Below are 17,282 nucleotides of genomic sequence, written 5' to 3'. Positions count from 1 at the left end.
TTCACTACGACCAGAGAGCCAGTCGACCGTCGTCGGTGAGCCCGACGAAACATCCTATGGAGATCCGCCGCCCATCCGTCGCTGGACGCACCGTGTGGTAATTGCGCGGGTCGAACAGGAAGCCCTCGCCGAGCGTGGGGCGCAACGTCAACGACTGAATGCCGGCGGCCGCCGACTCGCGGTAGCCGTACCCGCCAGGAATGCGCAGATCCTCATCGTCCGGCTGCCACCGCCGCCGCCACAACACCGTCTCGCCGCCGGTCGGTGGCACCCGGATGTAGATGTTGAACGCCAGCTGGGCCACCACGTTGGCGTCGAGCAGTTGGCCCGCGTACTCCCGGACCGCATCGTCGAAATGCATCTGCAGCCCGTCGTTGATCTCTCGAACGATGCCGACGTGCATCACCTGCCGCTGCCGCCGCCCGGGTTCGACGTCCGGCCAGGCGGCCCGGAACGCGGCCAGGCACAGCTCCCGCGGCACGTCCGACAGACCGAGGGAGACCCAGCTCTTCTCCGCCGCGCGGGCCGCGTCCCAGTAGTCCTCGCGCAGCTCACCGGCATCGCGATGGTCGTTGATGGCCGGCCCGAACTTGGCGACGAGCGGAAAGACCCGGCTCTCGTCGTAGCGGTCCATCGGCGCGGCGGCGAGCGCGGCGGTGATCGCGTGGCAGCGGGCCGCGGAGAGCAACCCCGGCACCCGGACGGCGGCCAACCGCCCCGCGATGAGCCCGGCGACATCCGCCCGGGTGATCATTTCGGATTGCACGGCGACGAACAGCGGGTCGATCTTTTCCGTTTGCTGCACGGCGGCCCTTTCCGTTGCGAAGACCCCTCACCGGACCTGTCGCGCCCCCCGTCGCGCACCGTGCAATGTACCGAGCCGAGGCAAGCGGAGCCATCGCGGTCGAGATTGATCACGACACATGCCGTGAACGTTTTCCGCAGTTCCGGGCGTGTTGGTGCGGGCACCGCTACCATCGGCCCAACCGGGGTGCGAGACACAGAGCCGTACGGCGGTTGGATTCCACCGATCGGAGAATGGTGACGACCCCAGGCGCGACGGATGATGCAAGTGGTTCGAACGCTGACGAGGAGTTCGATATGGCTGGCGCCGGCCCGACTGATCTTGACATGCACATCGACCGCCTCGAAATGGCGCGCCGTATCGCCTGGGAAATGATCGAGTCAGACCATCAGGCACTGGAGATCGCAATCCGGCAACGCCCACAGTGCTGGTCCCGGCACCCGGTCGGCCATGGCGCCCGCCCAGAGGCCACCGGCTGCTGACCGGGGCTCTGATGGGCACTCCGCGCTCCAAGTTTTGGGACGTCATCCGGGACCGCGCCTGGCAGTTCGTGGGGGTCGTCGTGGCTGTCGTCCTCGGAGTGGTGGCTCTGATCTACACGAACGACGATGACAAGTCACCAGTTCCACCGCAGCAGAACATCTCGGTGGACGGCGTCTTCGAAGGAGACTGCATCGCCAACGGGGTGAACAACGTCCTCAACAACTGCAAAGCGCTGGGGCCGTCCATGACAGACATCAGCGTCGCCGACAAGGACGTCTCCGGGGTCTGGTTCGACGGCCCGCCCGAGGCGCTGCCCTCCCCACCCGCCCATATCGTCGGGCGGAAGGTGGGGTGCCGAGACGACCAGTATCGGGAATGGCTCCGTGAGACAGAGGGCTTCTACTTCTACGACATCGAGAAGACGGTCACACTGACCGCCGGTGACCCGGACCTGGTCACGCTGACCGCAGCGACCGTGACCATTGCTGACCGCAAAGAGATCTCGATGAGCGAGGGCACCTTAATAACATGCAACTGGGGCGGAGGTGGCTTCACCGAGAGCTACATGATCGAGGTGGACAGCCAGGCTCAGCAGTCTACGCTCTTCGATGTGCTCGAAGCACCTCCGGAAAATCCCCGGCCCATGCCTCCAGGTCGTGTGTCGATGGACACAAAGTCGGCAGTCGAGGTGTCAATCGGGGTGAAATCGCGGCAGAACCACGCCTACCAGGGGAGCGTCACTCTGACGGCTTCTGTGAACGGCAAGCAGGTCGAAGTGAACATCGGCCCGCTGCGGTGGGTGGAGAACAACGACCCCGTTGGCGGTAAGGATTCCTATGCCCTTGATGAGCAGGGACGCTGGACCTTGAACTGGTCGCCGTTCTGACTTCCAGGCGCATGGCTACTTCCAACGGAAGTGCACGAAGAGCCGGCCGAAGTTCTTCGAGTCCTTCTCCACCCGGTGATAGAGCTGCTTGACGTCCTTCTGATCGAGGAACCGCAGCACCCGCTTCTTGAGCTGGCCTGACCCCTTACCGGGGATGATCTCCACAAGCGTGGCCTTCTTCGCCACCGCCTCGTCCATGATCCCGCGCAACGCGCGGTCGATGTCCTGGCCCTTGTTGAAGATCTCGTGCAGATCCAGCTTGAGCTTCATGCCTGCGCCCCCGGCCGGTCAGGTCCCATGTCCGCCATCCTAGGCACGCCCGGCGGCCGGCCCGACGGATGGCGACGGGGGCGACCCCGAAGGGCCGCCCCGTCGACCGTCGCCGGTCCGTGCTCAGCGCCTGCCACCCAGGCGGGTCTCCACCCGCTCCAGCGCGGTCCGATAGTCGTCGTTGGCCGCGTACATCGCGGCGGCGATCCGCAGGTGCCGTAGCGCGTCCGAGTGTCGGTTCAGCCGTTCCAGCGTCCGACCGAGCACGTGGTGCGCGTAGTGGTCGCTCGGGTCCCGCTCGACCAGCTCCCGCAGGTGCTCCTCGGCCCGGTTGAGCTGGGCCGACTGGAAGTACGCCCGGGCCAGCAGTTGCCGGACCGCCGCGTTGCCGGGCTCGGCGTCGATGATCGGCTCCAGCAGTCGGGCTGCCCCGCTGGGGTCACCGGTTTCGAAGAACATGGTCGCCCGCCGGTAGTCCGCCAGAAGATCCATCTGCCACCTCCTCGGGTCGCACCGTCACCTGTTCCGACGCTGGCACAACACCGGCCGGATAGCGACTGTTCCCGGGACACCGTCGGGTCGGGTTCCGGCCCGGCGGATCAGGTACGGGCGTCCCGACGACCAGCGGCCAGCTCCCAGGCGCGGACGCCGCCGACGATCCCGGCGGTGTTCGGCACCACCACCACATCGTCGCCCATCCGGACCAGCTGTTCGGGCCGGATCAGCCGGGAGTTGCCCCCGCCCAGATAGAGCCGGTCCCAGCGGAACACCGGGCGGAGCCCGTCCACGACCTGCCGGATCCGGCGGGACCAGAAGGCGTCGCCCAGCCGACGGCGCTCCGGCTCGCCCACGTACGTGTCGTAGGTGGTGCCCCACCGCACCGGCGCGTGGGACAGCTCGAGGTGCGGGGCCAGCACCCCGCCGTCGAAGAGGGCGCTGCCCAGCCCGGTGCCCAGGGTCAGCACCAGCTCGCATCCGGTGCCGGCGACCACGCCGGCCCCGTGCACCTCGGCGTCGTTGAGCACCAGCGCCGGCACGCCGAACGCCTCGGCCAGGGCGCCGCGCGCGTCCCACCCGGACCACTCGGCGAGCAGGTCGGGATCGACCCGGCTGCGTGGTCCGCTGCGGGTCACGTAGTGCGGGGTGGCCACCACCACCCCGTGCCGGATCATCCCGGGTACGCCCACCGTCAGGCGATCCGCCGTCGGGAGCCGATCGCCCAGTTCCAGCAGGGTCTGGACGAACAGCGCGGGCGGCAGCGGGTACGGGGTCGGCACCCGCAGCGGCCGGGCCCGCATCGTGCCGGCCTGGTCGAGCACCGACGCCTTGATGCCCCCGCCGCCACAATCGATCGCCAGTGTGGTCACCACGACGTTGAGTCTGCCCGCTGCCGCCGGGTCGTATGCCAGTGGCCGGATAGGCTGCCGTCCTGATGAGCGCCACGATGATCGTCAAGGACCTGGCCGCCGGACACGGCGACCGCCCGCTCTTCGCCGGACTGGACCTGGTGGTCGCCCCCGGCGACGTGGTCGGCCTGGTCGGGCCCAACGGTGCCGGCAAGTCGACGCTGCTGCGTACCCTCGCCGGGTTGCTGCCGGTGGAGGCCGGCAGCGTCACGCTCAGCCCGCCCTCCGCGAGCGTCGGACACCTGCCCCAGGAGCCGGAGCGACGCCCCGGCGAGACCGTGCGCGGTTTCCTGGCCCGACGGACCGGGGTGACCGCCGCGCAGGCCGCGCTGGACGCCGCGACCGAGGCGCTGACCGCCGGGACGGCGGGTGCCGACGACGAGTACGCCGACGCGCTGGAGCGCTGGCTCGCCCTCGGCGGCGCGGACCTCGACGAACGCGCCGAGCAGGTGAGCGCCGACCTGGGGCTCGCGGTCGACCTGGACCACCCGACGACCGGGCTCTCCGGCGGCCAGGCGGCGCGCGCCGGGCTGGCGTCGCTGCTGCTCAGCCGCTACGACGTCTTCCTGCTCGACGAGCCGACAAACGACCTGGACCTGGCCGGGCTGGAGCGGCTGGAGGAGTTCGTCACCGGGCTGCGGGCCGGCACGGTGCTGGTCAGCCACGACCGGGAGTTCCTCACCCGCACGGTGACCCGGGTGCTCGAGCTGGACCTGGCGCAGCAGCAGGTGCACCACTACGGCGGCGGCTACGCGGCCTACCTGGAGGAGCGCGAGGTGGCCCGCCGGCACGCCCGCGCCGACTTCGAGGAGTACGCCGACACCAAGGCCGGGCTGGAGGCACGGGCCCGCACCCAGCGTGGCTGGATGGAGAAGGGCGTGAAGAACGCCCGCCGCAAGGCCACCGACAACGACCAGATCGGCCGCAAGTTCCGCAGCGAGGCGAGCGAGAAGCAGGCCGCCAAGGCCAAGCAGACCGAACGGCTGATCGAACGGCTCGACGTGGTCGAGGAGCCCCGCAAGGAGTGGGAGCTGCGGATGGAGATCGCCGCCGCGCCCCGCGCCGGCGCCGTCGTGGCCACGCTGCGCGGCGCGGTGGTACGCCGGGGCGGCTTCACCCTCGGTCCGGTGGACCTCCAGATCGACTGGGCGGACCGGGTGGCGGTGACCGGCGCCAACGGCTCCGGCAAGTCCACGCTGCTGGCCGCGCTGCTGGGGCGGCTGCCGCTGGACGCCGGCACCGCCTCGCTCGGGCCCGGCGTCGTGGTCGGCGAGGTGGACCAGGCCCGAGGGCTCTTCCTCGGTGACGCGCCGCTGATCGACGCGTTCCACGCGGCCGTACCCCACATGTCGCCGGCGGACGCGCGGACCCTGCTGGCCAAGTTCGGGCTGCGCGCGGCGCACGTGCCCCGGCCCGCGGCCACCCTCTCCCCCGGCGAGCGGACCCGGGCGGCGCTGGCACTGCTCCAGGGGCGTGGGGTCAACCTGCTGGTGCTCGACGAGCCCACCAACCATCTGGACCTGCCCGCCATCGAGCAGTTGGAGTCGGCGCTGGCCAGCTACCCGGGCACGCTGTTGTTGGTCACCCACGACCGACGGATGCTGGCCGCCATCGAGACGAACCGTCGGCTGCGGGTCGACGCTGGGCGGATCGCCGAGGATTGATCCGTGCCGGCCGCCCACCTGCGGGTGAGAATGACCCCATGCTCAAGTGGGAGTACGCCCTGCTGGTCCGCCGTCGCCAGGCGGCGACCAACGACCTGGGCTGGGAGATCGTCTTCATCTGGTACGGCCCGGACGGGTCGATGATCGACGTGACGCCGTACGGCGACACCGCGCTGGCCCACCTGAACCGGGCCGGTGACCAGGGCTGGGAGCTGGTGGCGATGAGCGAGGACCCGTCTCTGGAGGGCCACGCCGAGTTGCACCGGTATCACCTCAAACGGCCGAAGCCGGCCGGTCCGCCGCCGCGCCAGCGCATCCGCGGTACCGGCCGATCCGGCCGCCGCAGCGTCTCCGGCTGACCGCCGGCCCCGTGCGGCCGCCGCATCCCGGCCGCCGCACGGTCCCGGCCGCCGCACGGTCCCGGCCGCCGCACGGTCCGCGGTCCCGGCCGTCGCACGGGGCATATCGGGCGCGGATGCGGGTAACGGGCGGCGGGAGGTGGCCCGCATGGTCGCTTTGGCACAGACTCCGCCCTCGGCCGAACGGCTGCGAGCGATCGACGGCTTTCTCGGTGAGGCGTGGGCGGACCAGCTCCGGCACGACGACCGGCTGCGGGGCCTGGCGGTCGAGGTGCGGTTCGACCGGGGCGTGGCTCATCTGACCGGTGAGGTGGCCGAGCCGGCCGATCTGCGGCTGGCCCGGGACGTCATCGGGCGACTGGCCGGGGTGTACGGAGTCTGGTGCCGGGTCGGCGTCGGCGGGCGGGATCCCGTGGTGGTGGACCTCGGGTGCGGGGCGACCAAGCAGTGGCCGGGCAACCTGGGGTTGGACATCTACCCGGCGCCGGGGGTCAACGCGGTGGCGGACCTCTCCGGCTCGCTGCCGCTGGCCGACAACTCGGTGGACGTCTTCTTCGCGGTGCACATCCTGGAGCACCTGATCGACTTCCTGCCGTTGGTGGACGAGTGCCACCGCGTGCTCCGCCCGGGCGGCGTGCTGCACGTGATGAGCCCCTGGTGGGGGCACGTGAACGCGGTGGCGGATCCGACCCACGTCCGGCTGCTGGACGTGCAGACGTTCAAGGGGATCTGTCAAGGACGGCCGCCCGGTAAGCCACGCTGGTACCCGCTGCACTCCGGCTGCGACGGCGCCTCCATCTTCGCCGACCTGACTCCCCTCCCCCCGGAAGCCGACACCGCACCTCAGTCGCACCTGGCCCGCTTCTTCGACTGACCCCAGGCCACTCGGGTCGGTATCAGGGGGTCTGGGAGGACTCTCGAAGTTCCAGGCGGTAGGGGGCGGTCAACTCGCGGGGGGCGGGGGACTTGCGCTCGCCGTCCAGGCGGTTGGCGAGCAGCTCGACCGCCAGGCGAGCGAGTTGCTCCTTGTCCGGGGCGACGGTGCTGAGGGTGGGGATCGAGAACCGGCCGTCCTCGATGTCGTCGAAGCCGACCACCGCCACGTCCTCGGGCACCCGCAGGCCAGCCTCGTGCAGGGCACGCAGGGCTCCCAGGGCGAGGGTGTCGTTGAAGCAGAAGACGGCGTCGGGGCGTACCCCCGAGGTGAGCAGGCCGCGCATGGCGGCCGCGCCGTCCGCGCGGTGCCAGGCCGACGCGGGCGCCACCAGGGCCTCGTCGTAGCCCAGACCGGCGTCGCGCAGCGCGTCGGCGTAGCCGGTCAGGCGCAGTCGCGCGCTGGCGCCCTCGGGGGTGCGCTGCGAGCCGATGGCCGCGATCCGCCGCCGGCCGAGCTGGATCAGGTGGGAGGTGATCTCCCGGGCCGCGGCCACGTTGTCGATCATCACGCGGTCGGCCGGGCCGTGGTCGACCCGCTCACCGAGCAGGACCATCGGCGTGCCGTCGAGGCTGGCCAGGTCGTCCGCCGTGAGGGCCAGCGGGCTGAAGATCAGCCCGTCGATCAGGTGGTCGGTGATGCCGGAGGCGACCACCCGCTCCTGCTCGCGTCGGCCGCCGGTCTGGTCGATCAGCACCGTCCAGCCGAAGTCGGCGGCCGCGGTGACCACGTAGCGGGCCAGCTCGGCGAAGTACGGGATGTCCAGTTCGGGGACGGCCAGCGCGATCACGCCGGTACGGCCCTTGCGCAGGTGGCGGGCGGAGAGGTTGGGCCGGTAGTTCAGCTCGGCGATCGCCTCCTCCACCCGGGCCCGGGTGTCCGGCCGCACGTGCAGGTAGCCGTTCACGACGTTCGAAACGGTCTTTACCGACACGCCGGCACGTTCGGCCACGTCTTTGAGCCTGTGTCGCACTCCGCAACCTCCCCGATGTAACCCAGCGCACCATACCTCGTCATCAGCCCTTTACAACGTTGCCTACAACGTTGTAGAAACGGGGAACACCGGGTGAGCGGTGACTGCGGTCACCCGGCACCGGCAATGAGGAAAGGTGGCACCCTTGCGGACCGCGCAGCTGACGATCGACCCGGCCTTCGCGATCGGACCGGCCGACCGACGTCTCTTCGGCTCCTTCGTCGAGCACATGGGGCGGTGCGTCTACGGCGGCATCTACGAGCCCGGCCACCCCAGCGCCGATCCCCGCGGTCTGCGCCGCGACGTGCTGGAGCTGACCCGCGAGCTGGGCGTTTCGGTGGTCCGTTACCCAGGCGGCAACTTCGTCTCCGGCTACCGCTGGGAGGACGGGGTGGGCCCGGTCGGCAACCGGCCGCGCCGGCTCGACCTGGCGTGGAAGACGATCGAGACCAACGCGTTCGGGCTGGACGAGTTTATGACCTGGGCCGCCGAGGCCGGTGTCGAGCCGATGATGGCCGTCAACCTGGGCACCCGCGGCGTCCAGGAGGCGCTGGATCTGCTGGAGTACGCCAACCACCCGGGCGGCACCGAGCTGTCCGACCTCCGCCGCAAGCACGGCGCGGAGGACCCGTACGGGGTGCGTCTGTGGTGCCTGGGCAACGAGATGGACGGCCCGTGGCAGGTCGGCCACAAGACCGCCGACGAGTACGGCCGGCTGGCCGCCGAGGCCGCCCGTGCGATGAAGATGATCGACCCGTCGATCAGCCTGATCGCCTGCGGCAGCTCCAACCGGCGGATGCCCACGTTCGCCTCGTGGGAGGCGACCGTGCTGGAGCACACCTACGAGCACGTCGACTACATCTCGGCGCACACCTACTACGACCCGTCCGACGGCGACCAGGCGAGCATCCTGGCCTCGGCCGTCGATATGGACAACTTCATCACCGAGGTCGTGGCGACCGCTGACCACGTAGCCGCCAAGCAGCGACACAAGCGCAAGCTGAAGATCTCCTTCGACGAGTGGAACGTCTGGTACGAGTCGCGCCTCCAGGCCGACCTGGACCGGCGCGGCTGGGTCGAGGCCCCGGCGCTGATCGAGGACGACTTCACGGCCGTGGACGCGGTGGTGGTCGGCGACCTGCTGATCACCCTGCTCCGGCACGCGGACCGGGTCGGGGTTGCCGCCCAGGCCCAGTTGGCCAACGTGATCGCGCCGATCCGCACCCGCAACGGTGGCCCGGCCTGGCGGCAGAGCATCTTCCACCCGTTCGCGCTGACCGCCCGCTACGCCCGGGGCACCGTGCTGCGCACCGAGCCGGTGTCGCCGCGCTACGACACCAAGAAGTACGGGGACGTGCCGGTGCTCGACACGGTCGCCGTGCACGACGAGGAGACCGGCGAGCTGACCGTCTTCGCCGTCAACCGGGACACCACGGACCTCCCCCTGGATATCGACCTGCGTGGTCTGCCGGGGATGTCCGGGCTGTCCTTCCTGAGCATCGCCGCCGGGTCTGACCCGTCGGCGACGAACACCGAGGCCGAGCCCGACCGGGTGACGCCCCGGGAACTGCCCACCCCCACCCCCGACGGTGGGCGGTGCACCGTGCGCCTGCCCGCCGTGTCCTGGAGCGTGCTGCGCTTCGGCCCGGCCGGCGCCTGATGCCGCACCGGGTTTGACCAGGCACAATTCATCCCGTCCCCCTCAAGGAGAGATACCAGCATGATCCAGAACGACATGAGCCGGCGGCGCCTGCTCGGCCTCGGTCTCGGACTCGGGGCCGCAGCCTCGCTCACGCTCGCCGGCTGTGGCAGCGACGACAGCAGCTCGGGCCCGGCCGCCGGCAACGGTGGCAAGGAGTACACCGGCCCCAAGGTCGACCTGAAGCTGTGGAACGGGTTCACCGGCGGCGACGGCGACATCTTCAAGGCGCTGGTCAACCAGTTCAACACCGAGCACCAGAACATCGCGGTGTCGGTGGCGACGTACCAGTGGGAGGACTACTACAACAAGCTCCCCGGTGCGGCCTCCAGCGGCAACGGCCCGGACATCGCAGTCATGCACATGGACCAGCTCGCCACCTTCGCCGCTCGCGGCGTGATCACCGAGCTGGACGACGTGGCCAAGAACCTGGAGCTCTCCGAGGGCGACTTCGCTCCGACGGTGTGGCAGGGCGGGATCTACAACAACAAGCGGTACGGCATCCCGCTGGACATGCACCCGCTGGGCTTCTACTACAACAAGGCCGTCATGCAGAAGGCCGGCCTCGACCCGAACAAGCCGCCGACCACCAAGGACGACTACATGGCGGCCCTGGTCGAGCTGAAGAAGGCCGGCGTACAGGGCTTCTGGATCAGCCCGTTCCAGTTCACCGGTGGCATGACCTTCTACTCCCTGCTCAACCAGTGGGGCGGCAGCCTGTTCGACGCCGAGGTGACCAAGGCGACCTTCAACTCCGACCCGGCGGTCGAGGCGTGCACCTGGCTGGTCGACATGATCAAGCAGGGCCACTCGCCGGCCAACGTCGGTCAGGACGCCGAGTACCTGGCGTTCAAGAGCAACAAGAACGCCTTCACCTGGAACGGCATCTGGCAGATCAACGATCTGAAGAAGAGCCCCGAGGTGCAGTGGGGGGTCGCCCCGCTGCCCCAGATCGGCAGCAAGAAGGCCGCCTGGGCCAACTCGCACAACTTCACCATCGTGAAGCAGCGGGCCGCCAACGCCAACAAGATCGCCGGGTCGAAGGTCTTCATCAACTGGCTGAGCCAGCACTCGCTGGACTGGGCCAAGGGCGGCCAGGTGCCGGCCCGCAAGGCGGTCCGCGAGAGTGCCGAGTTCAAGGCGCTGCCCGAGATCTCGCTGCTCGCCCCCGAGCTGGAGTACGCCGCGTTCCCGCCGGCGACCCCGGGCCTCGGCGAGGTCATCAAGACCTTCTACGACACCTTCAACGTGGCCGCGCTCGGCAAGAAGTCGCCGAAGCAGGCGCTCGACGAGGGTGTGGCCAAGGCCAACAAGCAGCTCGAGGACAACCGCAAGAAGTACGGGAGCTGATAACCAGTGGCGGACGTGATCGAGGTCGGGGCGGCGCGCGGTGACGCGCCGCCCTCGGCGGCCAACGCAGCCCGCCGGGGCGCCTCGGCGGGCCGGACCGGACGGGCGACGCCATACCTGTTCCTCGCCCCGTACCTGGTGCTGTTCGGAGTCTTCGGCCTGTTGCCGATCGTCGTCGGGCTCTGGCTCAGCGTGCACCAGTGGGACTTCCAGCTGCCCAACCGGCCGTTCGTCGGGTTGGACAACTACAAGGAGCTTTTCTCCAGCGACTCCGCCATCTACGGCGACTGGTGGGAGAGCATCCGGGCCACCGCGATCTTCACGGTGCTGTCGGTGCCGCTGCTCGTGGCCGTACCGCTCGGTCTCGCGCTGCTGCTGAACCGCTCCTTCCCGGGCCGGACCTTCTTCCGGGCGATCTACTTCGCGCCGTACGTGCTGGGCGTGGCGGTGATCGGCCTGCTCTGGCGGTTCCTGCTCGACGCCAACCTGGGTCTGGTCAACCGGCTTCTCGGTGTGGTCGGGCTGCCGTCGGACACCCCGTGGGTGACCAACATGCCGTGGGCGTGGATCTCGCTGGTCGGGGTCACCGTCTGGTGGACCTCCGGCTTCAACGCGGTGATCTACCTGGCTGGCCTGCAGGACATCTCGCCGGAGTTGTACGAGGCGGCCCGGATGGACGGCGCCAACGCCTGGCAGCGGTTCCGCAACGTGACGCTCCCCGGGCTGCGCCCGGTCCTGCTCTTCGTGATCACCACGACGGTGCTCGCCTCGGCGAACATGTTCGGTCAGTCGTTCCTGATCACCCAGGGGGCGCCCGGTACGGAGACCCGCACGGTGGTCTGGTTCATCGTCGAGGAGGGGCTGCGGAACAACAACGCCGGTAAGGCCGCCGCGATGAGCATCGTGTTCGCCCTGATGCTGGCGGTCGTGAGCATCGCCAACTTCCGCCTCTTCCGCTACAAGGAAGACTGAGGGGACCGCCATGACGACGCCCACGCCGACCACTGGCGGCTCCGCATCGGGCCCGCGCCGGGTCGCCCTCTACGCCACCCTGGTCGGGCTTGCCCTGATCTTCCTGACCCCGCTGGTGTGGATGGTCATCACCTCGCTGAAGACCTACAACGCCGCCCAGCAGATCCCGCCGAGCTGGTTGCCCAACCCGGTCGCGGGCTACGGCTACGAGCAGATCCTCAACAACACGGCCAATCCGGTGCTGCGTTGGTTCCTCAACAGCATGCTGGCCGCCACGCTGCACTCGCTGCTGGTGCTGGTGACCGCCTCGATGGCCGCGTACGCCCTGGCTCGTCTGCGGTTCCGGGGTCGCGGGGTGACCTTCGCGCTGATCGTCGGGACGCTCTTCATCCCACCGACCTCGCTGATCATCCCGAACTTCCTGATCGTCAACGAACTCAACTGGATCGACACCCTCGCCGTGGTCGTGGTGCCCGGCGCGGCCAGCGCCTTCGGCGTCTTCTTCCTGCGGCAGTTCTTCCTCTCGCTCCCGAACGAGCTGGAGGAGGCCGCGACGCTGGACGGCGCCAACCAGTGGCAGATCTTCTACAAGGTCGTGCTGCCGCTGTCCAAGCCGGCGCTGGCCACCCTGGCCGTGCTGTCGTTCCTCACCAACTGGAACGACTTCCTCTGGCCGATCTTCGTGCTGTTCAGCCCGGAGAAGCTCACCCTGCCGCCGGGCCTGGGCCTGCTCCAGGGCTCGTACGTCACCGACTACCCGGTGATCATGGCGGGTGCGGTGCTGGCCAGCCTGCCGGTGCTGATCCTCTTCGTCCTGGCGCAGCGGCACATCATCCAGGGCGTCTCCCGCAGTGGCCTGAAGGGGTGACCCCCTCATCGACCTGGCGAGGCGGCGCGGCGGCGATCACCATCGCCGCCGCGCTGCTCGTTACGGGCTGCGCCGACGACACCGAACCCACCCTCACGAGCAGCCGGAGCAACCCCAGCATGTTCACCAACCCGGTCGTACGCACCGACGCCCCGGACCCACAGGCGATCCAGGTCGGCGACACCTGGTACCTGTTCCACACGAACTCCGAAGGTCGCAACGTCCCGGTGCTCACCTCGGCCGACCTGGTCGACTGGACCGAGGCCGGTGACGCCCTGCCGGCGCTGCCGGACTGGGCGGACGCCGGCAAGACCTGGGCCCCGGAGGCCATCCAGCTCGCACCGGACCGATTCCTGCTCTACTACACCGTCGCCGGCCGGGAGTCGGGCCGGCAGTGCGTCGGGCGGGCGGTGGCCAGCTCGCCGCAGGGGCCGTACCGGGACGACTCGACTGGCCCGCTGATCTGCCAGGCAGAGCTGGGCGGGGCGATCGACGCCAGCCCGTTCCGGGACACCGACGGCAGTCTCTGGCTGCTGTGGAAGAACGACGGCAACGCGATCGGTGTGGACACCTGGCTCTGGTCGCAGCGCCTCGCCGACGACGGCCTGACCCTCGTCGGCGAGCCGACGAAGCTGCTCAAGCAGACCGAGCCGTGGGAGGGCACCCTGATCGAGGGGCCGTTCTTCCACCGTCAGGACGGTCGCCTGTACCTGTTCTTCGCGGCCAACGCCTACGACCGGGCGGAGTACGCCGAAGGCTACGCGGTCTGCGAGAGCCCGACCGGGCCGTGCGTGAAGGCCGCCGAGAACCCGATCCTGCGGAGCACCGAGGCCGCCTCCGGCCCCGGGCACGCCTCGATGGTGGTCAAGGACGGCCGGACCTGGCTGCTGTACCACGCCTGGCCGCCCGGCCAGGAGGGCAGCGTCGACCCGGGTCGCCAGACCTGGCTCGACGAGGTCGCCTGGGTCGACGGCAAGCCGGTCGTCAAGGGCCCCACGGGCGGGCCCCAGCCCCGCCCCTGAAGTGTCGTGCGGAAGGGCCCCCGGAGCGGGGGCCCTTCCGTGCATCTCGGGTCAGGCGGTCGGTTCGCGAGGGGCCGGGGCGACGGCGGGGTCGTGCCGGGCCAGCCGGTTGCGGCGGTAGCCGTAGCCGAAGTAGATCAACGCGCCGAGCAGCATCCAGGCCAGGAACCGCAGCCAGGTCTCCACCGACAGGTTGAGCATCAGGTAGAAGCAGGCCAGCGCGGAGACGATCGGCAGCACCGGGGAGAACGGCACCCGGAACGGCCGGTCCAGGTCCGGACGCTTGTGGCGCAGGATCGGCACCGCGATCGAGACCAGCACGAACGCGCAGAGCGCGCCGATGCTGACCAGGTCGGCCAGGGCGGAGAGCGGCAGGAAGCCGGCCAGCAGCGCGACCGCCACCGTCATGATCGCCGAGATCTTGTACGGGGTGCCCCAGCGCGGGTGCACCGTGGCCATCGACGGAGGGATCAACCCGTCCCGGGCGATGGCGAAGCCGATCCGCCCCATCGCCACCAGGTCGACCAGGATGACGCTGGTCAGGCCGGCGACCGCGGCGATCGAGACCAACACGGCCGCCCAGCCGGCGCCGACCGACTCGAAGGCCGACGCGATCGGGGCGCCCCGGTCGATCTCGGTGTACGGCACCATACCGACCACGACCAGCGAGACGCCGATGTACAGCACGGTCGAGATCAGCAGCGTGCCGAGCAGGCCCAGGGTGAGGTCCCGCTTGGGCTCCTTCGTCTCCTCGCCCAGGTTGGCCACCGCCTCGAAGCCGGTGTACGCGAAGAACACCACCGCGGCGGCGCTGAGCACCCCGACGAAGCCGAAGACCGACGGTTCCAGCCCGAAGATCGCCTGGGTGAGCGGCTGCTTGATGCCGTCGTCGCCGCTGCCGGCGGGCTCGGCCGGCGGCACGAACGGGCTGAGGTTGGCGGCCTTCACGAAGAACAGCCCAGCGACCACCACGAAGACGCAGATGGCCACCTTGACCAGCACCAGCAGGTTGGTGATCCGGGCGGACTCGCGTACGCCGACGATCGCGACGACGCCGAGGATCAGCACGATCGCGATCGCACCCACGTTGACCGTGCTGCCCTCCTCGCCGAACCAGCGGGTCGGCAGGTCGAGCAGTTCGGCCAGGTAGCCGGACCAACCACGCGCCACCACGGCCGCGCCGAGCGCGAACTCCAGCAGCAGGTCCCAGCCGATGATCCAGGCGACGATCTCGCCCATGGTGGCGTACGCGTAGGTGTAGGCGCTGCCGGCGGTCGGCACGCTCGAGGCCAGCTCGGCGTAGCAGAGCGCGGCGAGCAGGGCGACCACCCCGGCGATGGCGAAGGAGATCACCACGCCCGGTCCGGCGCTGTCCCGGGCCTCGATCCCGGTGAGCGTGAAGATGCCGGTGCCGATCACGATGCCAATGCCGAAACCGGTCAGGTCGACCGCGCCGAGTCGTTTCTTCAGCCCTGGCCCGCCGTCGCCGCCGTCGGCCTCGCTCTGGGCTATCACGTCCTTGATCGGTTTCGTGCGCAGCACGGACACGCGCCCACCCCTCCCACCGTGTGACCACCCCCGTGGCGGCCGGTAGCCGGTCTTGCTACCCAGTGGCGGAACTCGTCAACCCCCGCAGGCTCGCCGCCGAATCGATCGTGCGCGAGGCCTTGCGGGAACAGCAGGAAGTGTGAAAATTTTCTTCAGCGGCCGATAGTCAGCGGCGAATGTTGCCGATTGCCGCACCGAACGCCCCGGGAGCCCCAACGAAGGGACACACCGCATGAAGGCAACTCGGCTCGGAGCCGCCGGGCTGGTCGCAGCCCTGCTCGGCACGCTCGTCGCCGCCACCCCTGTGCACGCCGCACCCAGCACCACCTCGAACACCACGTGCACCACCAACCCCGCCACGCCGAAGCGGCAGTTCCGGGCGATGTGGATCTCGTCCGTGGTCAACATCGACTGGCCCACCAAGGCGTCCCAGACCAGCCCGGACCGGATCGCCGCCCAGCAGGCCGAATATCGGGGCCTGCTCGACCTCGCCGAGAGGCTGAACCACAACGCCGTCGTGGTGCAGGTCCGGCCGACCGCCGACGCGCTCTGGCCCTCGCCGCACGAGCCCTGGTCGGAATACCTGACCGGAGTCCGCGGCCAGGACCCCGGCTGGGACCCGCTGACCTTCCTGGTGGCCGAGGCGCACCGGCGCAACCTGGAGTTCCACGCCTGGTTCAACCCGTACCGCGTCTCCATGCCGGCACCCGGCGGCGCCGGCGCGGACCTCGCCCAACTCGCCCCCGGCCACCCGGCCCAGCAGCACCCGGACTGGACCTTCGCCTACCCGCCGGCCGGGGTGGCCGGCAGCCGGCTCTACTACAACCCCGGCATTCCGGAGGTCCGCGAGTTCGTCCAGACCGCGATGATGGACGCGGTCAGCCGGTACGACATCGACGGCGTGCACTTCGACGACTACTTCTACCCGTATCCGAGCGGCACGTACCAGGTGCCGGACGACGCCACCTTCGCGGCCTACAACCGGGGCTTCACCGACCGGGCCGACTGGCGGCGGGACAACATCAACCTCCTGGTCCAGGAGATGAATAGCAAGATCAAGGCGGCGAAGCCGTGGGTGAAGTTCGGGGTGAGCCCCTTCGGCATCTGGCGTAACAAGGCCGTCGACCCGCTCGGCTCGGACACCACCGGCAGTCAGTCGTACGACATCATCTCGGCCGACACCCGCAAATGGGTGAAGGAGGAGTGGATCGACTACGTGGTGCCGCAGCTCTACTGGTACATCGGCCAGTACCCGGCGGCGGACTACGCGCGGCTGGTGCCGTGGTGGGCCGAGACGGTACGCGGCACCCGGGTGCAGCTCTACATCGGCCAGGCCGACTACAAGAGCGGAGACGCGGCGTACGGGCCGTTCTGGCAGAACCCGCGCGAACTGTCCGACCACCTGACGCTCAACCGGGCGTACCCCGAGGTGCAGGGCAACGTGCACTTCTCGGCCGTCCAGGTGCGGGCCAACCGGCTCGGCGCCACCGACATCTACGCCGCCGAGCACTACTCCCGTCCGGCGCTGGTGCCGGCCATGCCACACCTGCCCGCCAAGCCGCTGCTCTTCCCGGTGATCACCAAGACCGCTCGGGAGGCCGACGGAGTCCGGTTGACCTGGCGTCAGCCGGCTGACGGTGCCGGGCCGCTGGGCACCGCCACCTCGTACGCCATCTACCGGTTCGACGGCACCACGCTGCCCGGTCGGTGCGGCACCGCCGACGCCGCGCACCTGGTCGACACCGTGCGGGCCACGCCGGGCGGAGCCCAGTCCTGGGTGGACACCACCGCCGAGCCGGGCCGGCGGTACACCTACCAGTTGACCGCGCTGGACCGGTTGGCCAACGAGAGCCTGGTCAGCCCGCCTGCCTTCGTCCTGCGCTGACCGTACGACCTGCGGTTCGAATGCCCCGGGTGCCGTCGTGCACCCGGGGCATTCGTCTGTTTAAACGCATGTCACCAATAGTTGGTATGGCCCACATCACAAAGCTGATCCGTTGATCGAAACTGATCAACATCCCGGTAACCCGCCGGTAACTTACC

General features: G+C 69.7%; 17 protein-coding genes. 11 read left to right on the top strand and 6 right to left on the bottom strand.

Annotated features, from left to right (window positions below):
* Positions 1 to 4: 4 nt before the first annotated feature.
* A complete protein-coding gene (locus V6V47_RS17660; RefSeq protein WP_334629349.1) occupies positions 5 to 805 on the bottom strand; it encodes a 2OG-Fe(II)-dependent halogenase WelO5 family protein in 801 nt (266 codons plus the stop codon).
* Between the two features lie 233 nt (positions 806 to 1,038).
* Between V6V47_RS17660 and V6V47_RS17655 the strand changes: the two genes are divergently transcribed.
* Together V6V47_RS17655 and V6V47_RS17650 are read left to right on the top strand one after the other, a co-directional pair.
* Positions 1,039 to 1,287, top strand: a complete 249-nt coding sequence (locus V6V47_RS17655) for a hypothetical protein (RefSeq protein ID WP_334629348.1) — start codon at positions 1,039 to 1,041, stop codon at positions 1,285 to 1,287.
* A gap of 11 nt (positions 1,288 to 1,298) precedes the next feature.
* On the top strand, positions 1,299 to 2,174 hold the full coding sequence (locus tag V6V47_RS17650; RefSeq protein WP_334629347.1) for a hypothetical protein: 876 nt from the start codon (positions 1,299 to 1,301) through the stop codon (positions 2,172 to 2,174).
* Positions 2,175 to 2,189: 15 nt separating this feature from the next.
* Here V6V47_RS17650 and V6V47_RS17645 read toward each other — a convergent pair whose 3' ends face one another.
* The 3 genes from V6V47_RS17645 to V6V47_RS17635 all read right to left on the bottom strand — a co-directional run bounded on the left by V6V47_RS17645 (position 2,190) and on the right by V6V47_RS17635 (position 3,814).
* Complete coding sequence (locus V6V47_RS17645; RefSeq protein ID WP_007465523.1) at positions 2,190 to 2,444, bottom strand: Smr/MutS family protein; 255 nt, start codon at positions 2,442 to 2,444, stop codon at positions 2,190 to 2,192.
* Between the two features lie 123 nt (positions 2,445 to 2,567).
* Positions 2,568 to 2,936 (bottom strand): tetratricopeptide repeat protein, encoded by a 369-nt coding sequence (locus V6V47_RS17640; RefSeq protein WP_334629346.1) that lies wholly within the window; start codon positions 2,934 to 2,936, stop codon positions 2,568 to 2,570.
* Positions 2,937 to 3,043: 107 nt separating this feature from the next.
* Positions 3,044 to 3,814 (bottom strand): ROK family protein, encoded by a 771-nt coding sequence (locus V6V47_RS17635; protein WP_334629344.1) that lies wholly within the window; start codon positions 3,812 to 3,814, stop codon positions 3,044 to 3,046.
* 62 nt (positions 3,815 to 3,876) lie between these two features.
* On the opposite strand from V6V47_RS17635, the gene V6V47_RS17630 reads away from it, so the two are divergent.
* The 3 genes from V6V47_RS17630 to V6V47_RS17620 all read left to right on the top strand — a co-directional run bounded on the left by V6V47_RS17630 (position 3,877) and on the right by V6V47_RS17620 (position 6,747).
* The gene (locus V6V47_RS17630; RefSeq protein WP_334629343.1) at positions 3,877 to 5,514 is read left to right on the top strand and encodes an ABC-F family ATP-binding cassette domain-containing protein; all 1,638 of its coding nucleotides are present in this window, start codon (positions 3,877 to 3,879) and stop codon (positions 5,512 to 5,514) included.
* Between the two features lie 38 nt (positions 5,515 to 5,552).
* Entirely contained in the window at positions 5,553 to 5,873 is a 321-nt protein-coding gene (locus V6V47_RS17625; RefSeq protein ID WP_334629342.1) for a hypothetical protein, read from the top strand.
* A 148-nt stretch (positions 5,874 to 6,021) separates the two neighbouring features.
* A complete protein-coding gene (locus V6V47_RS17620) occupies positions 6,022 to 6,747 on the top strand; it encodes a methyltransferase domain-containing protein (RefSeq protein ID WP_334629341.1) in 726 nt (241 codons plus the stop codon).
* 22 nt (positions 6,748 to 6,769) lie between these two features.
* Here the strand turns inward: V6V47_RS17620 and V6V47_RS17615 are convergent, their stop codons facing one another.
* Positions 6,770 to 7,780, bottom strand: coding sequence for a LacI family DNA-binding transcriptional regulator (locus V6V47_RS17615; protein WP_334629340.1), 1,011 nt, complete (start codon positions 7,778 to 7,780; stop codon positions 6,770 to 6,772).
* A 145-nt stretch (positions 7,781 to 7,925) separates the two neighbouring features.
* Between V6V47_RS17615 and arfA the strand changes: the two genes are divergently transcribed.
* The 5 genes from arfA to V6V47_RS17590 are packed head-to-tail and all read left to right on the top strand — an operon-like array spanning position 7,926 to position 13,691.
* Entirely contained in the window at positions 7,926 to 9,440 is a 1,515-nt protein-coding gene (gene arfA, locus V6V47_RS17610; RefSeq protein ID WP_334629339.1) for an arabinosylfuranosidase ArfA, read from the top strand.
* A 60-nt stretch (positions 9,441 to 9,500) separates the two neighbouring features.
* Positions 9,501 to 10,829: an ABC transporter substrate-binding protein gene (locus V6V47_RS17605; RefSeq protein WP_334629338.1), complete on the top strand. Its 1,329-nt coding sequence runs from the start codon at positions 9,501 to 9,503 to the stop codon at positions 10,827 to 10,829.
* 6 nt (positions 10,830 to 10,835) lie between these two features.
* Positions 10,836 to 11,801, top strand: a complete 966-nt coding sequence (locus V6V47_RS17600; protein ID WP_334629337.1) for a carbohydrate ABC transporter permease — start codon at positions 10,836 to 10,838, stop codon at positions 11,799 to 11,801.
* A 10-nt stretch (positions 11,802 to 11,811) separates the two neighbouring features.
* On the top strand, positions 11,812 to 12,669 hold the full coding sequence (locus V6V47_RS17595) for a carbohydrate ABC transporter permease (protein WP_334629336.1): 858 nt from the start codon (positions 11,812 to 11,814) through the stop codon (positions 12,667 to 12,669).
* Positions 12,666 to 13,691, top strand: coding sequence for a glycoside hydrolase family 43 protein (locus V6V47_RS17590; RefSeq protein WP_334629335.1), 1,026 nt, complete (start codon positions 12,666 to 12,668; stop codon positions 13,689 to 13,691). Before V6V47_RS17595 ends, V6V47_RS17590 begins: the two co-directional genes overlap by 4 nt.
* Before the next feature lie 51 nt (positions 13,692 to 13,742).
* On the opposite strand, the gene V6V47_RS17585 is transcribed toward V6V47_RS17590, so the two are convergent.
* Positions 13,743 to 15,239 (bottom strand): amino acid permease, encoded by a 1,497-nt coding sequence (locus tag V6V47_RS17585; RefSeq protein ID WP_334629334.1) that lies wholly within the window; start codon positions 15,237 to 15,239, stop codon positions 13,743 to 13,745.
* Positions 15,240 to 15,471: 232 nt separating this feature from the next.
* Between V6V47_RS17585 and V6V47_RS17580 the strand changes: the two genes are divergently transcribed.
* Positions 15,472 to 17,124, top strand: a complete 1,653-nt coding sequence (locus tag V6V47_RS17580) for a glycoside hydrolase family 10 protein (RefSeq protein ID WP_334629333.1) — start codon at positions 15,472 to 15,474, stop codon at positions 17,122 to 17,124.
* Positions 17,125 to 17,282: the final 158 nt, after the last annotated feature.

The organism is Micromonospora sp. CPCC 205539 (assembly GCF_036906815.1).
Taxonomy (GTDB): domain Bacteria; phylum Actinomycetota; class Actinomycetes; order Mycobacteriales; family Micromonosporaceae; genus Micromonospora.
Note: the sequence above shows the minus strand (reverse complement) of the source record. Positions and strands in the feature narration are given on the sequence as shown.

Coding starts and splice junctions, on each gene's coding strand:
- V6V47_RS17605 (WP_334629338.1), top strand. CDS start 9,501: ATGATCCAGAACGACATGAGCCGGCGGCGCCTGCTCGGCCTCGGTCTC.
- V6V47_RS17620 (WP_334629341.1), top strand. CDS start 6,022: ATGGTCGCTTTGGCACAGACTCCGCCCTCGGCCGAACGGCTGCGAGCG.
- V6V47_RS17655 (WP_334629348.1), top strand. CDS start 1,039: ATGGTGACGACCCCAGGCGCGACGGATGATGCAAGTGGTTCGAACGCT.
- V6V47_RS17625 (WP_334629342.1), top strand. CDS start 5,553: ATGCTCAAGTGGGAGTACGCCCTGCTGGTCCGCCGTCGCCAGGCGGCG.
- V6V47_RS17595 (WP_334629336.1), top strand. CDS start 11,812: ATGACGACGCCCACGCCGACCACTGGCGGCTCCGCATCGGGCCCGCGC.
- V6V47_RS17580 (WP_334629333.1), top strand. CDS start 15,472: ATGAAGGCAACTCGGCTCGGAGCCGCCGGGCTGGTCGCAGCCCTGCTC.
- V6V47_RS17640 (WP_334629346.1), bottom strand. CDS start 2,936: ATGGATCTTCTGGCGGACTACCGGCGGGCGACCATGTTCTTCGAAACC.
- V6V47_RS17630 (WP_334629343.1), top strand. CDS start 3,877: ATGAGCGCCACGATGATCGTCAAGGACCTGGCCGCCGGACACGGCGAC.
- V6V47_RS17650 (WP_334629347.1), top strand. CDS start 1,299: ATGGGCACTCCGCGCTCCAAGTTTTGGGACGTCATCCGGGACCGCGCC.
- V6V47_RS17645 (WP_007465523.1), bottom strand. CDS start 2,444: ATGAAGCTCAAGCTGGATCTGCACGAGATCTTCAACAAGGGCCAGGAC.